At 38.1% G+C, this 16571-nt stretch carries 18 protein-coding genes; 8 read left to right on the top strand and 10 right to left on the bottom strand.

The window, feature by feature from the left end:
* Positions 1–12: 12 nt before the first annotated feature.
* Positions 13–1746: a WG repeat-containing protein gene (locus EJF36_RS03410; protein ID WP_125905021.1), complete on the bottom strand. Its 1734-nt coding sequence runs from the start codon at positions 1744–1746 to the stop codon at positions 13–15.
* Between the two features lie 101 nt (positions 1747–1847).
* Here EJF36_RS03410 and EJF36_RS03405 point away from each other — a divergent pair, with 101 nt between their 5' ends.
* Positions 1848–2549: a hypothetical protein gene (locus EJF36_RS03405; RefSeq protein ID WP_125905020.1), complete on the top strand. Its 702-nt coding sequence runs from the start codon at positions 1848–1850 to the stop codon at positions 2547–2549.
* Between the two features lie 215 nt (positions 2550–2764).
* Here the strand turns inward: EJF36_RS03405 and EJF36_RS03400 are convergent, their stop codons facing one another.
* The 6 genes from EJF36_RS03400 to nirB form a co-directional block, all read right to left on the bottom strand.
* Positions 2765–2989 carry a hypothetical protein gene (locus EJF36_RS03400; RefSeq protein WP_125905019.1) on the bottom strand — a complete coding sequence of 75 codons (225 nt, stop codon included), beginning with the start codon at positions 2987–2989 and terminating at the stop codon, positions 2765–2767.
* Positions 2990–3002: 13 nt separating this feature from the next.
* Positions 3003–3623: an NAD(P)-binding protein gene (locus EJF36_RS03395; RefSeq protein WP_125905018.1), complete on the bottom strand. Its 621-nt coding sequence runs from the start codon at positions 3621–3623 to the stop codon at positions 3003–3005.
* A 5-nt stretch (positions 3624–3628) separates the two neighbouring features.
* The gene (locus tag EJF36_RS03390; protein ID WP_185806799.1) at positions 3629–4366 is read right to left on the bottom strand and encodes a sirohydrochlorin chelatase; all 738 of its coding nucleotides are present in this window, start codon (positions 4364–4366) and stop codon (positions 3629–3631) included.
* A gap of 11 nt (positions 4367–4377) precedes the next feature.
* Positions 4378–5868 (bottom strand): uroporphyrinogen-III C-methyltransferase, encoded by a 1491-nt coding sequence (gene cobA, locus EJF36_RS03385; protein WP_260471818.1) that lies wholly within the window; start codon positions 5866–5868, stop codon positions 4378–4380.
* Between the two features lie 233 nt (positions 5869–6101).
* Positions 6102–6422 carry a nitrite reductase small subunit NirD gene (nirD, locus tag EJF36_RS03380; RefSeq protein WP_125905016.1) on the bottom strand — a complete coding sequence of 107 codons (321 nt, stop codon included), beginning with the start codon at positions 6420–6422 and terminating at the stop codon, positions 6102–6104.
* 1 nt (position 6423) lies between these two features.
* On the bottom strand, positions 6424–8859 hold the full coding sequence (nirB, locus tag EJF36_RS03375; RefSeq protein WP_125905015.1) for a nitrite reductase large subunit NirB: 2436 nt from the start codon (positions 8857–8859) through the stop codon (positions 6424–6426).
* A 455-nt stretch (positions 8860–9314) separates the two neighbouring features.
* Between nirB and EJF36_RS03370 the strand changes: the two genes are divergently transcribed.
* On the top strand, positions 9315–10052 hold the full coding sequence (locus EJF36_RS03370; protein WP_125905014.1) for a DUF4230 domain-containing protein: 738 nt from the start codon (positions 9315–9317) through the stop codon (positions 10050–10052).
* A 31-nt stretch (positions 10053–10083) separates the two neighbouring features.
* Here EJF36_RS03370 and EJF36_RS03365 read toward each other — a convergent pair whose 3' ends face one another.
* Complete coding sequence (locus EJF36_RS03365) at positions 10084–10629, bottom strand: DUF3231 family protein (RefSeq protein ID WP_125905013.1); 546 nt, start codon at positions 10627–10629, stop codon at positions 10084–10086.
* Positions 10630–10760: 131 nt separating this feature from the next.
* Between EJF36_RS03365 and EJF36_RS03360 the strand changes: the two genes are divergently transcribed.
* Positions 10761–11015: a hypothetical protein gene (locus EJF36_RS03360; protein ID WP_125905012.1), complete on the top strand. Its 255-nt coding sequence runs from the start codon at positions 10761–10763 to the stop codon at positions 11013–11015.
* Between the two features lie 249 nt (positions 11016–11264).
* Here the strand turns inward: EJF36_RS03360 and EJF36_RS03355 are convergent, their stop codons facing one another.
* The gene (locus tag EJF36_RS03355; protein ID WP_125905011.1) at positions 11265–11561 is read right to left on the bottom strand and encodes a TIGR04104 family putative zinc finger protein; all 297 of its coding nucleotides are present in this window, start codon (positions 11559–11561) and stop codon (positions 11265–11267) included.
* A 272-nt stretch (positions 11562–11833) separates the two neighbouring features.
* A complete protein-coding gene (locus tag EJF36_RS03350; RefSeq protein WP_260471817.1) occupies positions 11834–12952 on the bottom strand; it encodes a DEAD/DEAH box helicase in 1119 nt (372 codons plus the stop codon).
* Between the two features lie 217 nt (positions 12953–13169).
* On the opposite strand from EJF36_RS03350, the gene EJF36_RS03345 reads away from it, so the two are divergent.
* The 5 genes from EJF36_RS03345 to EJF36_RS03325 all read left to right on the top strand — a co-directional run bounded on the left by EJF36_RS03345 (position 13170) and on the right by EJF36_RS03325 (position 16558).
* The gene (locus EJF36_RS03345; protein WP_125905009.1) at positions 13170–14003 is read left to right on the top strand and encodes an MBL fold metallo-hydrolase; all 834 of its coding nucleotides are present in this window, start codon (positions 13170–13172) and stop codon (positions 14001–14003) included.
* A gap of 88 nt (positions 14004–14091) precedes the next feature.
* Entirely contained in the window at positions 14092–14703 is a 612-nt protein-coding gene (locus EJF36_RS03340; protein ID WP_260471816.1) for a spore coat protein, read from the top strand.
* 110 nt (positions 14704–14813) lie between these two features.
* Positions 14814–15275: a hypothetical protein gene (locus tag EJF36_RS03335; RefSeq protein WP_125905008.1), complete on the top strand. Its 462-nt coding sequence runs from the start codon at positions 14814–14816 to the stop codon at positions 15273–15275.
* Entirely contained in the window at positions 15262–15768 is a 507-nt protein-coding gene (locus EJF36_RS03330) for a hypothetical protein (protein ID WP_125905007.1), read from the top strand. Before EJF36_RS03335 ends, EJF36_RS03330 begins: the two co-directional genes overlap by 14 nt.
* A 28-nt stretch (positions 15769–15796) precedes the next feature.
* Positions 15797–16558 carry an alpha/beta hydrolase gene (locus tag EJF36_RS03325; protein WP_125905006.1) on the top strand — a complete coding sequence of 254 codons (762 nt, stop codon included), beginning with the start codon at positions 15797–15799 and terminating at the stop codon, positions 16556–16558.
* Positions 16559–16571 lie beyond the last annotated feature (13 nt).

The raw sequence follows: 16571 nt of genomic DNA, 5'->3' as shown, positions 1-16571 counted from the left end.
TCACCGCCGTTTTCAATGAAATGATTTCCAGAAAGAACCACTTGTGTTAATGATATCGTGAATCTCCTTAAATGGTATTCGAAAAGTCGGAAATCCCGCTGCATAAGGAGCAATCTCATACGGTTCAAAGTATATATACACTGCTTTTTCATTCACATAAAAGGGCTGATCAAGTCTAATTCCATTATAACTGTCTGGAAATACATAGTCATATTCAGAGTTCGTATCAATTTGAGTTTGTATTACGTCACTTAATACTTCAATATACCGACTGTCTTCCTTAAATAGATCGCTTAAATTATGAAATTGCCCCGTTTGAAGATTTATATGGGGATACGTTTCCGATGGCATTCCATGAGCCGCACCAAAAGGGTAATTATAAGCAAACAATTTTAATACGAGCAATTTCTTTTTAAAAAACTGGATACTAAAATCGCCTTCATATGAGTATTCCAATTGCTTATCCGGTTTTATGTCTATTACATTCGAGAGCTCCTTTAATTCTTCGTTTACACGCCGTTCCATCGTGCCATTCGGCATACCTTGTACTTGTGGGTAATATACTAGATAATTAGTATTTGGCTTAAACTTTCTAACTTTAACAGCATATTGACGGTTTAATGTAATAACCATATTTTCTCTATATAACAGTTTTCCGTCACGAGTATAGTAGGAAACTATGTCATCTATTACCGCCTTAACAACGTCCCCTTCTAAGTGCAATGATCCTACGCCCTTTAAAACAGGTAGTCCTTCCGCAATTTGTCCGCTTTTACTTATAAAAAAGGTCTCCTGTTTATTATTAGCTGAAGCGAAGCCATTCATATATGGCGTTATATCATAATATATAAATTCGCTTAGAAATTGTCCGTTTGCATCAGCAACGGCGTAAACACTTCCCAAATAAGGTTTTTCACTATTAATTGCCCTACCTACAGCATATCGCTTTTTATCCAGCACCTTAATATCTGAATACTTTGGCTTGAGTATAAATTTCCCTTCGGAATCAATCAGCCCTACACCTTTGTTCGGGACCGTAACTACGGCAAGGTCATGCTGAAACGGTTGAGCGAATTGAAACTGCGGGCTAATTACAACATTACCATTCTCTTCAATATATCCGTATAATCCTCCTTCTTCCTGCTGAAAAACAAGATATGAACCTGTGTGTTCACCGACAAATGGGTAGTCATACTCCTTCAAAATGTCTCCTTGTTGATTAATGAGTACAAACTTGTCATCCTCTTTTTGCACAACTGCTACTCCCTCATAAAAATTAGTAGCGCCCTTAAACTGAATAGGAATAGCAACTCTTCCACGCTTATTTAAGTATCCATAGGCATATGGATATTCCTCTGTTGTATCTGCGACTAAAGCAAAATCGTTTTCATAATCTCCAATAAACTTGTAAGCCTTTTGTGTTATGATTCTCCCTTTCTCGTTAATAACACTATATCCCTTTTCAGTGGTAACGACTGCAAGCCCTTGTGAAAAAGGCATGATGCTTTCGTATTTCGGTCTGACAATAAATTGACCGCTCTCATTGATTACACCATATTTACCTTCCTTTGACACAATAGCAAAACCATTATCCTGGAAATCCATTACCACACTAAATTGTGGTTTAATGATAAAGCGACCTTTACTGTTTATATAACCCCATTCGATTCCATTTACTGTTCTAACGGGTGCTGGAAATAAACTTAATACTCTTGGTAACACTATATTTCGGTTCTCAGATTGCATAGCAATTGCTCCTTAGGTTTTTACCTATATATATGAGTGTGCATTAGCCTATATGTGCTGTGTAGTTTCAAGATTTAGAACTTGACTTCGAGAGTTGGGGTATGCGTGAAATTTCGGGGTTTATGCGCCAATTCCCGGGGTTTATGCGCCAAATCTTGGAGTTTATGCGCCAAACCCCGAGATTTATGCGTCAACTCCCGGGGGTTATGCGCCAAATCTTGGAGTTTATGCGCCAAACCCCGAGATTTATGCGTCAATTCCCGGGGTTTATGCGCCAAATCTTGGAGTTTATGCGCCAATTTCTGAGATTTATGCGTGAAATCTTGAGATTTCTGAGTCAATTCCCGGGGTTTATGCGTGAAACCTTGATGTGTATGCGTGAATTCTTGAAGTTTATGAGCCAAATCTTGAAGTTTATGCGCCATTTTCCGATGTTTATGCGCGAAATCTTGCGGTTTATGCGCCAAATCTTGGAGTTTATGCGCCAAACCCCGAGATTTATGCGTCAACTCCCGGGGGTTATGCGTGAAATCTTGAGATTTATGCGTCAATTCCCGGGGGCTATGCGCCAAACCCCGAGGTTTATGCGTCAATTCCCGGGGGTTATGTGTGAAATTTTGAGGTTTATGCGCCAATTCCCGGGGTTTATGCGTGAAATTTCGGGGTTTATGCGCCAAATCTTGGGGTTTATGCGTGAAATTTTGAGGTTTATGCGCCAATTTTCGAGGTTTATGCGTGAAATACTGAGGTTTATGCGTCAATTCCCGGGGTTTATGCGTGAAATACTGAGGTTTATGCGCTAATTCTGGATTCGATGCTGTCTCCTACAGAATTGCACCTGCAATCTGTTCCACCTTTACATAATACATATTGAATAGCACTACCTCGTCACAGCCACCAGACAAAGAACAGGACTAATCACGCAAAGAAAGCTTCTCATCACCCCGATGAACAGCCCTCCTTACTTTCTACAATTACTTTCTACAAAAAAAATTGCCCCTAATATTGGGACAATCTCCTAGTCTTTATTTTTACGCTTTCTAACGCCCTGGTAGTTTTCAAGAAAATCTACTTCTTCTCCATACTTTTCCCGAATAAACTGTTTCTCACTTTCATCTAGCTGTCGAAATATATTGCGGAGAGCAATCATTTCGCCGTCGTTTAGGGCAATTTGCTCGTTATAGAGCTTAACAGACATATCAAGAAATCTAAGGAAATCAATAAATGTAATCCCATAACTCATAAGCTTTCCCTCGCTATTCCATAGACTCATCAAGTAACTGTTGAAATAGTTCGTCGCGGTTACTTGCCAATCTAAAACGATCATCTATAATCTCTGCAAGCAGTTTACTTTTTACAGATGGATCTGAAACTTTACTTAAAATTACTTGTCGACATTCATATAAAAACTCTACGTATGCTTCGTATGTATCGTCGTACATATTTTCCAGCTCACGACGGATTTTTGCAGCTAACTTAGGGCTTGCTCCTCCCGTAGAAACTGCTAAAGTAAGCTTACCACGACGTATCACAGATGGAACAACAAAGTCAGACTGTAAAGGATCATCAATACTCAGAAACAGCTGAGTCGACTGACATGACTCGCGTATCATACAATTTAACTCTCGATTATTTGTCGCTGCAACCACCATGAAGGCGTCCTCCACGTCATCGTCAGTAAATAACTTTTTACGCCAATCAATAGTTCCTTCCTCAATTAAAAACTGCAGCCTTTCAGTAACTTGCGGACTTACGACAGTAATAGAGGCGTTTGCTTCAAGAAAGCCCATGACTTTTCTCGTTGCAATAACGCCCCCACCAACTACCACTACATGTTTACCAGCTAAATGAAGCATGACAGGGTATAACGGGTCCATCGTTATCACCCTCGCACTTCAAGTACACGCTTTTTTAGTAAAAGCTGTAGTTTTTCATCAAATCCAACCGGATCACACTGTGAAATTACTTTTGTTTCGTAATGCTCTTGATAGTAAGATATTACTTTCTTTATTTGTTCTGCAAAACCACCGGTAAACAATAGAAATGGCAGGACGTAAATGTTTGTATACTCTTCAGACTTTAGCATTTCCTCAAGTACGTCTCCGAAAAATGGTTCTGTCATTTTTAAATACCCTACATGCACCTCAAAACTAGACTGCTTTCTATAGTTGCTTGCTAATTCCATAAATGCTTCTGCTGCTTGATTATCGCGACTCCCGTGACCAACAAGCAACACAGCAGACTTCTCATCCGCCACTGCTCCGCACGACTGCAAGCGATCATGAAATACTTCGAGCATTAAATCATCACCCGCAAGCGGTGTCCCATATAAAAATGTGACATCTGGATATTTCTTACGTGCTTTTTCTACAAAACTTGGAATATCAAAGTTAGCATGTATACCAGGCAATAATAACACTGGCATTACTTTTACAACAGTCGCGCCTTGGTTTACACATTTTTCAATGGCATCAGGAATAGAAGGTTCCGCCAATTCCATAAAACCATACTCTTGTATAGGTGCGTCAACTATAGACATTACACCTTTAATAAATGCCACAAACGCTTTGTTTCCTTGCTCTGTGCGACTGCCGTGTCCAATATAACATACTGCTTCCAATATGAATCCTCCTAGCTTAATGAAACAAGTTGCGCCTCACGTGTTGTTGTAAGACACTCTATTAATGTAGCTGCTGTTGGATATGCAAGGGTCGTACTAATCGACACTTGATTTAATTCTGCCATCATACGCGTCTGTTGACCCATACATATTACTTTTTTATTATTAAAAAAATCATTCTTATCGATACCGCATCCTTTTAACCCTTCATATAACGTTGAAACAGATGCTGAACTTGGTAATACAATCGTATCAATAGCAGCTTCCTCTAGCATACGTAAAAAGATAGGGAAATACGCTTCGTCGACCTGTTTTTTGCTAGTTATAAGAGTATCGTGTGTGCCGTATTCATACGTATAATATATCTCATTTTGCTCAATAGTATCATCACCAACTATTAAAAGTGAGCCTTGTTTTTCCATATCAACAGCTAGTTTTGCAAGTAATCCTTTTCCTTTTAAAGCGGCAACAGATTTACTAGAAACACCATACAATTCTGCTTTAATAGAGCGAATATCTAACTGAGCATCCAAAAGTTGCTCGAAAAAATGTTGCACACTATTTGGTGATGTAAATAGTATTTTATCATAATCAACTACTGTAGCTAACTTACTAGCCTCAATAGAAGTTTTTGTTTGCTTCCATTTCGGAAATTCAATAACATCTGCCCCTTCATCGGACAATTGTTTTGCAAGCGTACTATTTCCTTCTGTTGTTCTAGCTAGTAAAATTTGACGACCATACAGTGGTTTTTTTTCAAACCATTGTATTTTTTCACGAATGGCTACAATATCTCCAACAAGTGTAATCGCTGGGTTTGTGAATTTTTCACGTTGTACAAGCTCCGCAATCGTTTCTAACGTACCTTGTAATGTCTTTTGACGCCCGAAAGTTCCCCACTGAATAAGAATGACTGGAGTCTGAGGAGATTTACCATGTTTGATCATATTTTCACAAATATATGGTAGATTGGCAACTCCCATGTAAAAAGCTACCGTATCGATACCGCGGACAAGTCCTTCCCAATCAATAGAAGGCTGACCATTTTTAGACTTATCGTGAGCAGTCACAACAGCAAACGAATTTCCATACTCACGGTGAGTAACAGGGATACCAGCATAGGCTGCAGCAGCAATTCCAGACGTGATACCAGGAACAATATCATATTGAATACCAGCATCAGCTAGAGCTTCAGCTTCTTCTCCTACACGACCGAACACACTTGGGTCGCCACCTTTTAATCTTGTTACAAGCTTTCCTTCACTTGCTTTTTCAACTAAAAGGGCATTGATAGCTTCTTGTCGTAAAATATGACGATTAGGTAACTTACCACAATATATTAATTCTGCATCTTGCTTTGCAAAGTCTAGAAGCTTCGGATTAGCTAGACGGTCATATAAAATGACATCTGCCTTTTGAATAGCTTCTAAACCTTTTACTGTGATAAGACCTATATCCCCAGGACCTGCTCCTACTAAATATACTTTACCTGCTTGCATCATGGTTGTATCCCCCCACTGTGTTGTTTATTTATATCTGTTTGCCTCTGCCTTTGTGTCAAATGTCTTTTTTCTTAAGTCTATTATTCCAGCCAGAATCTTCGTCATCTATGTCCGGGTATTAAGTTTGTATTATTCTTGGTAGGTGCTGAGCCTTAACTCTGCACGACATGACACTCATTCACCATTCTTTTTCGTGTCGACTAAGCGTCTTGCAGAGTAGCTAGCCATTTTTTTTATAAAATTATAGAAACTACTCCATCCGTAACATCAACTTCATACGTTGTAACCTGACCTGTATCAGGCGCTTGCACCATACCAGTTACTAATGAGATCTTTAAGTCGTAAACGGGACAAAATACATACTCTCCGCTAACGAGTCCCTCCGAAAGGACGCCGCCTTTCGGATGTGGACTTTTATCTTCGATGGCAAATACGCGACCATCTGTTATTTTAAAAAGGGCAATTTGTAAGTCATCAATTTTGACTGTTTGACCATAACCAATTTGTAATTCTTCATATCGAGCGACAGCAATACGCTTTTTAGTTGCATCCATATTATTTAACCTCCACTGGAATGTTACGAACTGCATAATATTTTTCTTGAATGTCTTTATTATCAATAGCCTCTCTCCAAGGCTCGTTATAACGTTCTACTGTTTTATCTAAGCGAGCATTAAGCTCTTTACGCGTTTGTTCATCTGCTAGTACCGCTTGAACATGCTCTAAACCAACACGCTCTAACCACACAGACGTGCGTTCTAAATACGTTGCTGTTTCACGATAGTATTGTAGGTAAGCACTTGTCATTTCCATGACTTCCTCTTCCGTTTTCACCGTGCATAGAAGATCGCCTGCTCGTAAGTCCGTACCACCATTTCCTGCTACGTAAAGCTCCCAACCACCGTCAACACCAACATAGCCAATATCTTTGATACCAGCCTCTGCACAGTTACGTGGACAAGCTGAAACTCCCATTTTTACTTTATGTGGTGTATCAAGACGTTCGAATTTCTTTTCAAGCTCAATACCTAGTTTCATAGAGTCTTGTGTTCCATAGCGACAGAACTGTGCGCCCACACATGTTTTAACTGTACGTAATGTTTTACCGTATGCGTAACCTGATGGCATATCTAACTCTTCCCAAATAGCAACTAAATCTTCTTTCTTCACACCGAATAATCCGATACGTTGCCCACCTGTAAGCTTCACAAGAGGTACATTGTATTTTTCAGCAACCTCAGCGATTTTCTTCAAATCTTGAGCAGTTGTCACACCACCGTACATACGTGGAACAACAGAGTATGTCCCATCCTTTTGAATGTTCGCATGCATTTTTTCATTCACCAATCGTGAATTACGTTCATCCCGGTATAGGTCCTGATGGATCATACCTAGGTAGTAGTTCAAGGCTGGACGACATTTTGTACAACCCTCTTCGTTCTTCCACTCTAGTACATTCATAACTTCTTTCACTGTTGATAAGCCAAGTTCTTTAATTTTCTCTACTACTTCATCACGGCTAAATGTTGTACAACCACAAACCGTCTTTTTAGATGAAGCTGCAGCATCAAACTCATCACCAAGAGTGTAAGCCAAGATATCACCGACTAACCCTTTACAACGCCCACATGAACGACCTGCATTCGTACAGCCACCAACTTCATCAACTGTTTTACAGTCCTTCTCACGGATTGCTTCTACAATTGTTGCTTTTGTAACACCGTTACAGCCACAAACTAGTTCATCATCTGGCATAGAAGCAACATCACTTGCTCCTCCACCTCCACAGCAGCCTTGCGCTTGTAGAATAGCTGTACTTGTTAAGCCACTTACATCTTCATTTTTAGTTAGCATACGGAATAGCTTTTGACCATCCGCTGTATCACCATATAAACAGATACCTACAATTCGGTTATCACGAACTAGTACTCTCTTATAAATACCTTCAAATTCGTTGTGAACAACGATAGATTTTGTGTTTTCATCTTCGCTAATCTCTCCTGCTGAGAATAAATCTACGCCTGATACCTTTAATTGTGTCCCAACAATAGAGCCTTTGTATCCTTCTGTTTGCTGTTTGGCAAGAGCATCTGCTAACACCTTCCCTTGCTCGTATAACGGGGCAACTAAACCATACGTTACTTCTCTGTGCTCGGCACACTCTCCCACAGCATATACATCCGCTACACTTGTTGCCATGAAATCATCCACAACAATACCACGGTTTGTCGCTATACCTGCTTGTTTTGCAAGTTCGATGTTTGGTTTAATACCAACAGCCATAACAACTAAGTCTGTATCTACTTCTGTGCCGTCCGTAAAACGTAAGCCTGTTACGCGATCGTCACCAAGAATTTCAGCTGTTTGCTTTTCCATTAAAAATTCCATGCCTTGTGCTTCTAACTCTTGACGAAGCATCTTTGCAGCAGTCGCATCTAACTGACGCTCCATTAAGTGGCTCATTAAATGAACAACCTTTACTTCCATTCCTAAATTAAGAAGACCGCGAGCTGCTTCTAAGCCGAGTAATCCTCCACCTATAACAACTGCTTTTTTATATTTTTCAGCTGTATTGATCATCATTTCACAATCTTTTATATCACGAAAGCCTGTTACACCTATTTTGTCTGATCCTGGTACAGGTAAAATAAATGACGATGACCCGGTAGCAATAATTAATTCATCATAAGGAGTTTTTGTACCATTATCTGATACAACTAGTTTTGCGGCTGTATTAATCTCCACAATCTCTTCGTTTACGTGTAAGTTAATATTGTTTTCTTTATACCAGTTCCAGTCATTCATAATAATGTCTTCAATAGTTGTGTCACCTTGAAGAACTGTTGAAAGCTGAATTCTATTGTAATTCGGATGTGGCTCGTTCCCAAACACAGTAATCTCGTAAGCTTCTGCATTGGTTTTTAGGATCTCTTCAATTGTGCGAATACCAGCCATTCCGTTCCCTATCATAACTAACTTTTGTTTATTCATGGTAAACCCTCCATTACCTACTTGTGAATTGTTGAGCATATTTAAAGTGAATTTTGCTTTTTCACTTTTGTACGGTTTCTATAGCATTATTGTAATTAACTTTTGTGGATTTGATTGTGACGAACTTCACACGTAAGCGCTTTTCGTGAATAACTTCACAATATTGTCATAATCAACACATCATGATTTTGATAGCCCGACTCACTTTAACCTCATTTATCCCTATATGCCGCAAGGGTTTATCTCGTTCTGCACCATCTTTTACATTCCTATCACTACTGGTTGCGCGACAAAAACCAGTAACAAATCTGACACATTTAATTTAACATCAAACTATCAACTCTACTATTGATAACCTCAAACCTCAAAATGCCGATATTAGGTGTTTTTTGTAGAACATGCTAGAATAATAGAATAAATACGTACTTAAGTAGCATGGCTAAGGGGGTATCATAATGAAAAAAAATCATATTGAAACATTAATAGAGAATATTAAACAAGGTGATGAACAGCAAGAGGCACTTTTAAAAGAATTGCTTGAAGCAAAACAGCAAGCTGCAGCAACAGTAGCACTACAAAAACCTACTTCGTTTGTACGAAGCTCAAAGCTACTCGTAACTATATCCACAATTGTTCTCGTTACGATACTTGCTCTTGTAACATTTAATTATTTTAAACCCACTCCTCAAATTGATGAAGCTGCGTTTACAGAAAGAATACATGACCTTGCTACACTGGCTACTGCTGAGGCATATGTAAAAACCGTAATAGAAAAAGAGGATAATAAATTATTCGGCAAAGAAATTGGGGTTAACTTTCCTGGTACGAAAAGAAAACTGTTGTTAATTGTTCCAGCAAAAGTGTTAGCTGGTGTAAATCTTGAAAATATTGATGTGGATGATATTGTCATTGATGAAGTAAACAAATCTCTTGAGATAACACTACCAAAAGCAACTTTTATATCTGATCCCGCATTAGATATGGAAAAGATCCAAGCATTCTCAAGCGAAGGTTTGTTTCGTGGAGATGTAAACTGGGAAGAAGGCTATGATTTAGCCGCTGAAGCTACAAAACTATTACAACAAGAGGCATTGGAGCTTGGAATTCTTGAGACAGCTGAAGAGAACGCATCACAGGTGCTTCGTGAGTTTTTTTCAGCTCTAGATTATACTGTTGAAATAAAGTTTCTATAACATACTTAAGTAGAGGGACCAGAGTCTCCCTCTACTTCATTAACCCATTAGGGACATAATACGGCGGTACCTTAATCCAGCCTCTTTTCCTCATAATTGGCATATAATAAGCACTGAACTTTACACGTACATTTAAAAAGTTGTACCACATGCTACCAATATCAGCTCGTATTGCTTGACTTAGCCCTACGCCACAAAACGAAATGGCGGATACTAATTTAATGACAACTCCATTCGCGATTTCATCATCTGTTAACTTCACTCCCGAAGGAATAGCTTCTGAACTTGTTTTTGGCTTTGGTTCAGCTGTTGGCGGGAGGCTCACTCCCTCTTCTCGTAATACCTTCTGGATTTCAACAACCTGCTTATGACAATCGTCCCAACTGTGCTTCAGTGCTTCAATTAAATCATCATCTGTTGTAGTATTTAAACCGACTTCGGCGAAACGATTGGCTTCTTCAAGCATCGTTAAATATGTCCATAAATTCATGACTTCCCCGACATGTAAGGGCCCTTTTTCTTCATCATCTGTAACAGTTTTCAATGCATTTGACACTGACTCGAAGATATTCGTCAAATCATACTCGCTCCTTTGTTTCGCATACTTTTACGTTAGCTTTCTCAAAAAAACAGTTTTTAATAAGGTTTTTTCTTGAAACCTCTATATGTATTCAATCGTAAGCATATTAAACGAGGGAGGATTCTTAAATGATACAAATGCTTGTTATTCTTGCTTTAATACCAGTTAACATTTTCATATTTATTAAAATTGGAAAGATGATGTTTGAGGATATGGATGATTTTTGGGATTGCGTCAAACACGATTTGACTCCTGATATATATTCTTTATTTAAAGGACGGTTACTTAAGGATTGGCATGGGGAATTTCGTTTGAGTCTATTTGGATTAGCTTGTGGCTTAGTCGTTTTAGTCGAGTTTCTTATGTTCCAAGGTTTCTTTTAAAAGCGTTGCCAACTTTTTAGTCGGCAACGCTTTTACGTTTAATAAAAACAAACAAAGGTGTAGAGCAATTGCTCAGGGGGACAAGTATAAGGCGAGCGCTGTCGGAAGGCGTGCCTTCCAGAAGTAATTGGCTCATGACCTTGAGCCGTTAGCGCTCTGAGCTAGCGGCCATTAGGCTTCTTAATTTATCAGAAGTTACAAACAACTTTACATAACTAAAAAAATACACCACGACAGCGTGATGTACTTTTACTCAATTTGTTTTTTTTTATGAAATTTAATAAACATTGGGCTAATTAAAACGCCTACACACATGAAGATAAATAAAATTGCCAACCTTGCATATATAACGATCTCAGTAATAGGCTCTATGAGCCAACTAAAGAGGATTAGCGGTATAACTGCTGCAATGATAATAATGTAAAAGCGACTTTTTACTGATATTTCATATGTTGTTTGACATTGTCGACACGTATACGACCACTGCCCCAAAAACAACGCAATCACTTTTTGTTTATATGTTAAACAATGCCTACATCCATCCATATATTACTCTCCTTAACTCAAGACGAAAAAAATGAAAAGTTTGAATTGCGATATCGTCTTTTATACGCGTGATATCCGTATCTCCGATGTCCCCCATGTAAAGAACGTGACCCAAACTTAAAAGCTTTAAAAATTAACTTAAGAAAAATCAAACCAAAGATTAATGGAACGATTAGGAACACTAACGCCAATATGAGAATATATGACACTGTAAAACAGCTCCTTTTATGTTTACTTATATATACGCAAAAAGAGCTGATATGTTTTCATTTCTATACATTCATCAGTTTACTGTGTTTAATCATCATATGTTGCAAAGGAATATTTCTTTCATTTACAATCCTTTTTAACAACCGCTCATCTCTCTCAGTGATAATGGATATAACAGTCCCCTCTTCTGAGCCGAGACGCCCCGTTCGTCCAGAACGATGAGCATATTGTGTGACATCCTTAGGTAAATCATAATTCACAACGTGAGTAATACCTTTAATATCTAGACCGCGTGCCGCTACATCAGAAGCTACTAGAAGATTAATTTTTCCTGTTTTAAAATCTCTAATCGATTGAGCACGATCTTCTTTTTTTGTTTCACTGTGTAATATCCCAACATGCATATCACGATACTTTAACTTTTCAACCTGCATATTCAATTGACCGATGTTAGTTCCGAAGGCTAATACTTTTGCTCCTGGTATATTCGCTATTCTCCGCAGCACATCTAGTTTATCTCTTGGGTCATCACATATGATGTAACCATGCGTTACTTGAAAACTTGCTGGAATATCCTTCACACGAATAATTTCCGGATCATTCATGAGCTGCATAGCTGCATCGATTATTTGTGGAGACATCGTAGCAGAAAAAAGCGCTACTTGACGTTCCGCTAATGTTGATTTCACTATGTCTTGTACTGTATTATTCTGCTCAGATAAAAGTAGTTGATCTCCCTCATCTAATACGATGGTTTTTACTTCATGGACTTTTAATTTTTTCAGTTTTATTAATTCATGAATTCGCCCCGGTGTTCCTACAACGATCTGTGGCCTCTTCTTTAATTTCTCAAGCTGTCTTTTCATATTGACGCCTCCAATAAAAGAAGCAAGCGTAATTCCACTTCCAGCAGCCCATACTTGTAGCTCCGCATATATTTGCATCACTAGCTCATGAGATGTAGCCAAAATAATAGCTTGTACATGTGTAGCGTCATGCTGCACGTTTTGAAGCAATGGTAGTAAATAGGCTAATGTTTTTCCAGTACCTGTTGGGGATTGTGCTAAAACATCCTTTCCCTCTATTAATAAAGGGAGAGCTTGTTGTTGAATTGGTGTTAGTTCATTAAAGCCAGCTTTATCCCAAGCCTCTTGAATGAAAGGCTTCATCGTGTCAATCATTGTCATCCTCTTTTCTAAACATGTTTTTATATGTATTAGTTATTTTATCAATTCATCAGTAAGTTATGATAACACAGCTAATCATCATAGTCACATAATATTCCAAATAAGAACTTAGTTTTATTTATTTAAAAATTAATTTTGAACATGTATCACCTAAAATTTTGCATGCAACATCCTGCTATTTAAAGTCACAATATAGTTGGAGGTGTTAAAAATGGATACACATTCTATAGATCAAGCAATGATTCCTCCGCTAACTTCTGTTACTAGCGGCATAGGTATACCTGTTACACAAGACGTATTCAGCTTACCGACTAAAATTGTTAATGTTTGTTTTATTGGCGATCCCACAGCCAGTAATTCATATATTCTAGTTGATACTGGCATGCCGCATTGTGCCACAATGATTGAAAAGGCAGCAAAAGATAGGTTTGGGAACGATGCAAAACTAACTGCTATTATCCTTACACATGGGCACTTTGATCATATCGGGTCCATTGGTGACATACTCAGTAAACACCCTGTTCCTGTATACGTGCACAGTCTAGAAAGACCATATGTGACAGGCGAAAAACAATATCCTCCAGCTAATCCAGGTGCTGATGAAGGGTTAATTGCCAAGCTTTCACCTATGTTTCCTAGAGAGCCAATTAATATTGCAGAATTTGTTCAGGTACTCCCAGAGGATCACTCTGTTCCTAATTTACCTGATTGGAAATGGATACACACGCCTGGACATACGCCAGGGCATATTTCCCTGTACAAAGAGAGTGACAGAACATTAATTGCTGGTGATGCATTTACAACAGTAAAGCAAGAAGAGCTATATAGCGTTATCTCACAAGATAAAGAGATAAATGGTCCCCCAGCATATTTTACAGCTGACTGGGCAGCGGCAGAGCAATCTGTAAAGACTCTCGCTAGATTACAGCCTGCGTATGCAATAACAGGGCACGGTGTACCTATATCTGGAAGTGAACTAACTGAGGGATTAGAACAGCTTGCTAACAATTTTGCTAGCACTCAAATTCCTAAAAATGTTCATTAAATTTTTGAATGACGCCTTTTTGTTTCGCACACTATAAAGGGCGTGAGGGATACCTCACTCACACAAAACGTACCAGGAGGGATTGACATTGAACCAAAACATCCATCCAAGTCATCAAGCTCCTTTAAATCATGGCGGTCATGAGGTGTTTGATGTGCATGAGATTCTTTCATGTATGGTCGATACATTAGACAAATATGTTGTTTTCTCACAGTTTGTTCGAGACCCAGAGCTGTATGACATCATGAACAGACAATATATGTTCATTCAGGATACCTATAATATTACAGTTCAAAGCTTCCAGACTGGACAAGACCCTTCACACCCGACACAACAATACAAAATGAAACAAAACAACAATGTGGTGTATGGTTTACAACAGTCAGCGCAACCTAAACAGCCAATTCAAACCTTAAATGAAATGAATGATCAAAAAGTGTCATGTCAATTACTTGGTACTATAAAGTCAGATGCTGGGTTTATGGCACAAGCTGGGCTAGAGGTTACAAATCCTGTTGTACGACGTGTGATTCAAGATAGTGTGCCTAACTTTATGGAAATGGCATATGAATTGTTCTTATACCAGAACAAAAACAATTATTACCAAGTACCACAGTTACAAAGACAAGATATACAAACAATGACATCAGCTTATGCTCCTTATAACGGACAACCTCCGACTATGGGGCTAAATCAGTAAATCTATATTTCATTCTTAAAGCTGTCGGACTATCCGACAGCTTTTTGGCATAAATTGTCGAATTTACCGCACTCTATAAACATAACAATGTAACAAAGGGTGATTAAAGTTTGTCTGCTGTATTGTATATACTGTTTGCTTGGTTCCTTACTTGTCTTTTTATTTTTTCAAAAAAAAGCATTTCTCCGCTACAGAATGTTATTTTGTTTATGTTTATATCAATTATTATTATTAATTCTTTTACGATTTTTGGACATAACCTTAAATGGATTAAAGTACAAAGTGACACAGAATATTTCATTGCCTATACATTATTTCGATCTTTTATATATCCATTAGCGATATTGTTTTCTTTGAATTTAATTGTTTCAAAGCATTACTTGTATGCACTCACTATACTTCTTTATATCTTTTCTTTGGAAGTAATGGGGAAGTACTTACAGATTTATCACTATATTAAGTGGAATGATATGTATACGATACTTGAAATTACTGTTGTTTTATCGCTTGGATGGGTGATGCATAAACTTTTAGTTCACATAAAAAGGCAGCATAATTATGACTACGTATGATGCTGGATTTAATAGCAATGAAATATTCATCCTTGTTGTTGTAATTGTGGGAGCTATAATAGCCTTTAAACTTCCTCGTCATTACCCAAATCTTATATCACTCTGTTATTTATTATTCGGTCTATATATAGGTTATCTTGCAGATCAAACAATCGGGATTCCACCTTTTGACTTTTACGATGTAAATGATACTTCAAACTACGGCATGTGGGATTTTGTATCGTATTTCATGTTTGCTATTAGCACCTATATTTACCTTAATGTATATACATCTTTAAAAATTAAAGGATACACCACTATAATATATATCGGTGTATGGGCTGGTATTTCTATGCTCATGGAGTATATTGCTATTGAGGTGGGTGTTTATCACTTTAAGAATGGCTATAAACATTTATACTCTTTACCGTTCTACGTGACTTTTGAATCGATTAGCTTACTTTTATATCACGTAACTTTCATAAAAAAGTCAAACAACCGTGTATATAAATAGTGTAGGCTAAGAGGTGGAGGTGATTGTAATGCAAAAAGCTGTAGAACATATATGGAATGGACAAACATTAAGGGGAATGGAGCATATACCTGCAAATGCCTATGAATCCCCTGTTCCGGCTGTTATTCTATTTCATGGGTTCACGGGAACAAAACTTGAGCCTCATCGTTTCTTTCTTAAAATTTCTCGTGCCCTTGAACAGTTAGGCTTCGCAAGTTTTAGATTTGACTTCATTGGCAGTGGTGAAAGCGATGGAGACTTTACTGATATGACCGTATCATCTGAAATGGAGCAAGCTCATGCTTTATTAGACCGCGTTCTTCGTGATCCTCGTATCGATAATAGTCGTGTAAGTCTACTTGGATTTAGTATGGGAGGATTGATTGCTAGTGTTGTAGCTGGTGAGCGCAACGCAGACATTCATTCGTTAATATTATTAGCTGCTGCTGGTACGATGGCAGAAAAATACGCAAAAAATTTAGCTACTAACCTTTATATAGACGGAAAAGGCTATGATTTAGGTGGGAATTTAGTAAGTAAAGAGTTTCTAGATGATTTACAAACAATTCCTGTGTTTGAGAAGGCGAAAGAGTTTAAAGGGAATGTAATGCTCATACATGGGACTAACGATACATCTGTTCCATATGATGTATCAAATCAATATAATAGATTATCATACAATGATCGTGGGATGGTCCACTTCATCGATGGAGCTAACCACACCTTTGATTCCTTCGTTTGGGAGCAGCAAGTCATCGCACACATTTGTAACTTTGTGAATAATACATAATAATGCTATGGCT

This window comes from Bacillus sp. HMF5848, from assembly GCF_003944835.1.
Classification (GTDB): Bacteria; Bacillota; Bacilli; order Bacillales; family HMF5848; genus HMF5848.
This window is presented reverse-complemented; position numbering and strand designations above follow the sequence as displayed.

Bases quoted from the DNA above. Each gene is read 5' to 3' on its own strand.
- EJF36_RS03400 (WP_125905019.1), bottom strand. From the start codon at position 2,989: ATGAGTTATGGGATTACATTTATTGATTTCCTTAGATTTCTTGATATG.
- EJF36_RS03360 (WP_125905012.1), top strand. From the start codon at position 10,761: ATGATACAAATGCTTGTTATTCTTGCTTTAATACCAGTTAACATTTTC.
- EJF36_RS03350 (WP_260471817.1), bottom strand. From the start codon at position 12,952: ATGATTGACACGATGAAGCCTTTCATTCAAGAGGCTTGGGATAAAGCT.
- EJF36_RS03405 (WP_125905020.1), top strand. From the start codon at position 1,848: ATGCGTGAAATTTCGGGGTTTATGCGCCAATTCCCGGGGTTTATGCGC.
- EJF36_RS03355 (WP_125905011.1), bottom strand. From the start codon at position 11,561: ATGGATGGATGTAGGCATTGTTTAACATATAAACAAAAAGTGATTGCG.
- EJF36_RS03370 (WP_125905014.1), top strand. From the start codon at position 9,315: ATGAAAAAAAATCATATTGAAACATTAATAGAGAATATTAAACAAGGT.
- nirD (WP_125905016.1), bottom strand. From the start codon at position 6,422: ATGGATGCAACTAAAAAGCGTATTGCTGTCGCTCGATATGAAGAATTA.
- EJF36_RS03395 (WP_125905018.1), bottom strand. From the start codon at position 3,623: ATGGACCCGTTATACCCTGTCATGCTTCATTTAGCTGGTAAACATGTA.
- nirB (WP_125905015.1), bottom strand. From the start codon at position 8,859: ATGAATAAACAAAAGTTAGTTATGATAGGGAACGGAATGGCTGGTATT.
- EJF36_RS03325 (WP_125905006.1), top strand. From the start codon at position 15,797: ATGCAAAAAGCTGTAGAACATATATGGAATGGACAAACATTAAGGGGA.
- EJF36_RS03330 (WP_125905007.1), top strand. From the start codon at position 15,262: ATGACTACGTATGATGCTGGATTTAATAGCAATGAAATATTCATCCTT.
- cobA (WP_260471818.1), bottom strand. From the start codon at position 5,868: ATGATGCAAGCAGGTAAAGTATATTTAGTAGGAGCAGGTCCTGGGGAT.
- EJF36_RS03345 (WP_125905009.1), top strand. From the start codon at position 13,170: ATGGATACACATTCTATAGATCAAGCAATGATTCCTCCGCTAACTTCT.
- EJF36_RS03410 (WP_125905021.1), bottom strand. From the start codon at position 1,746: ATGCAATCTGAGAACCGAAATATAGTGTTACCAAGAGTATTAAGTTTA.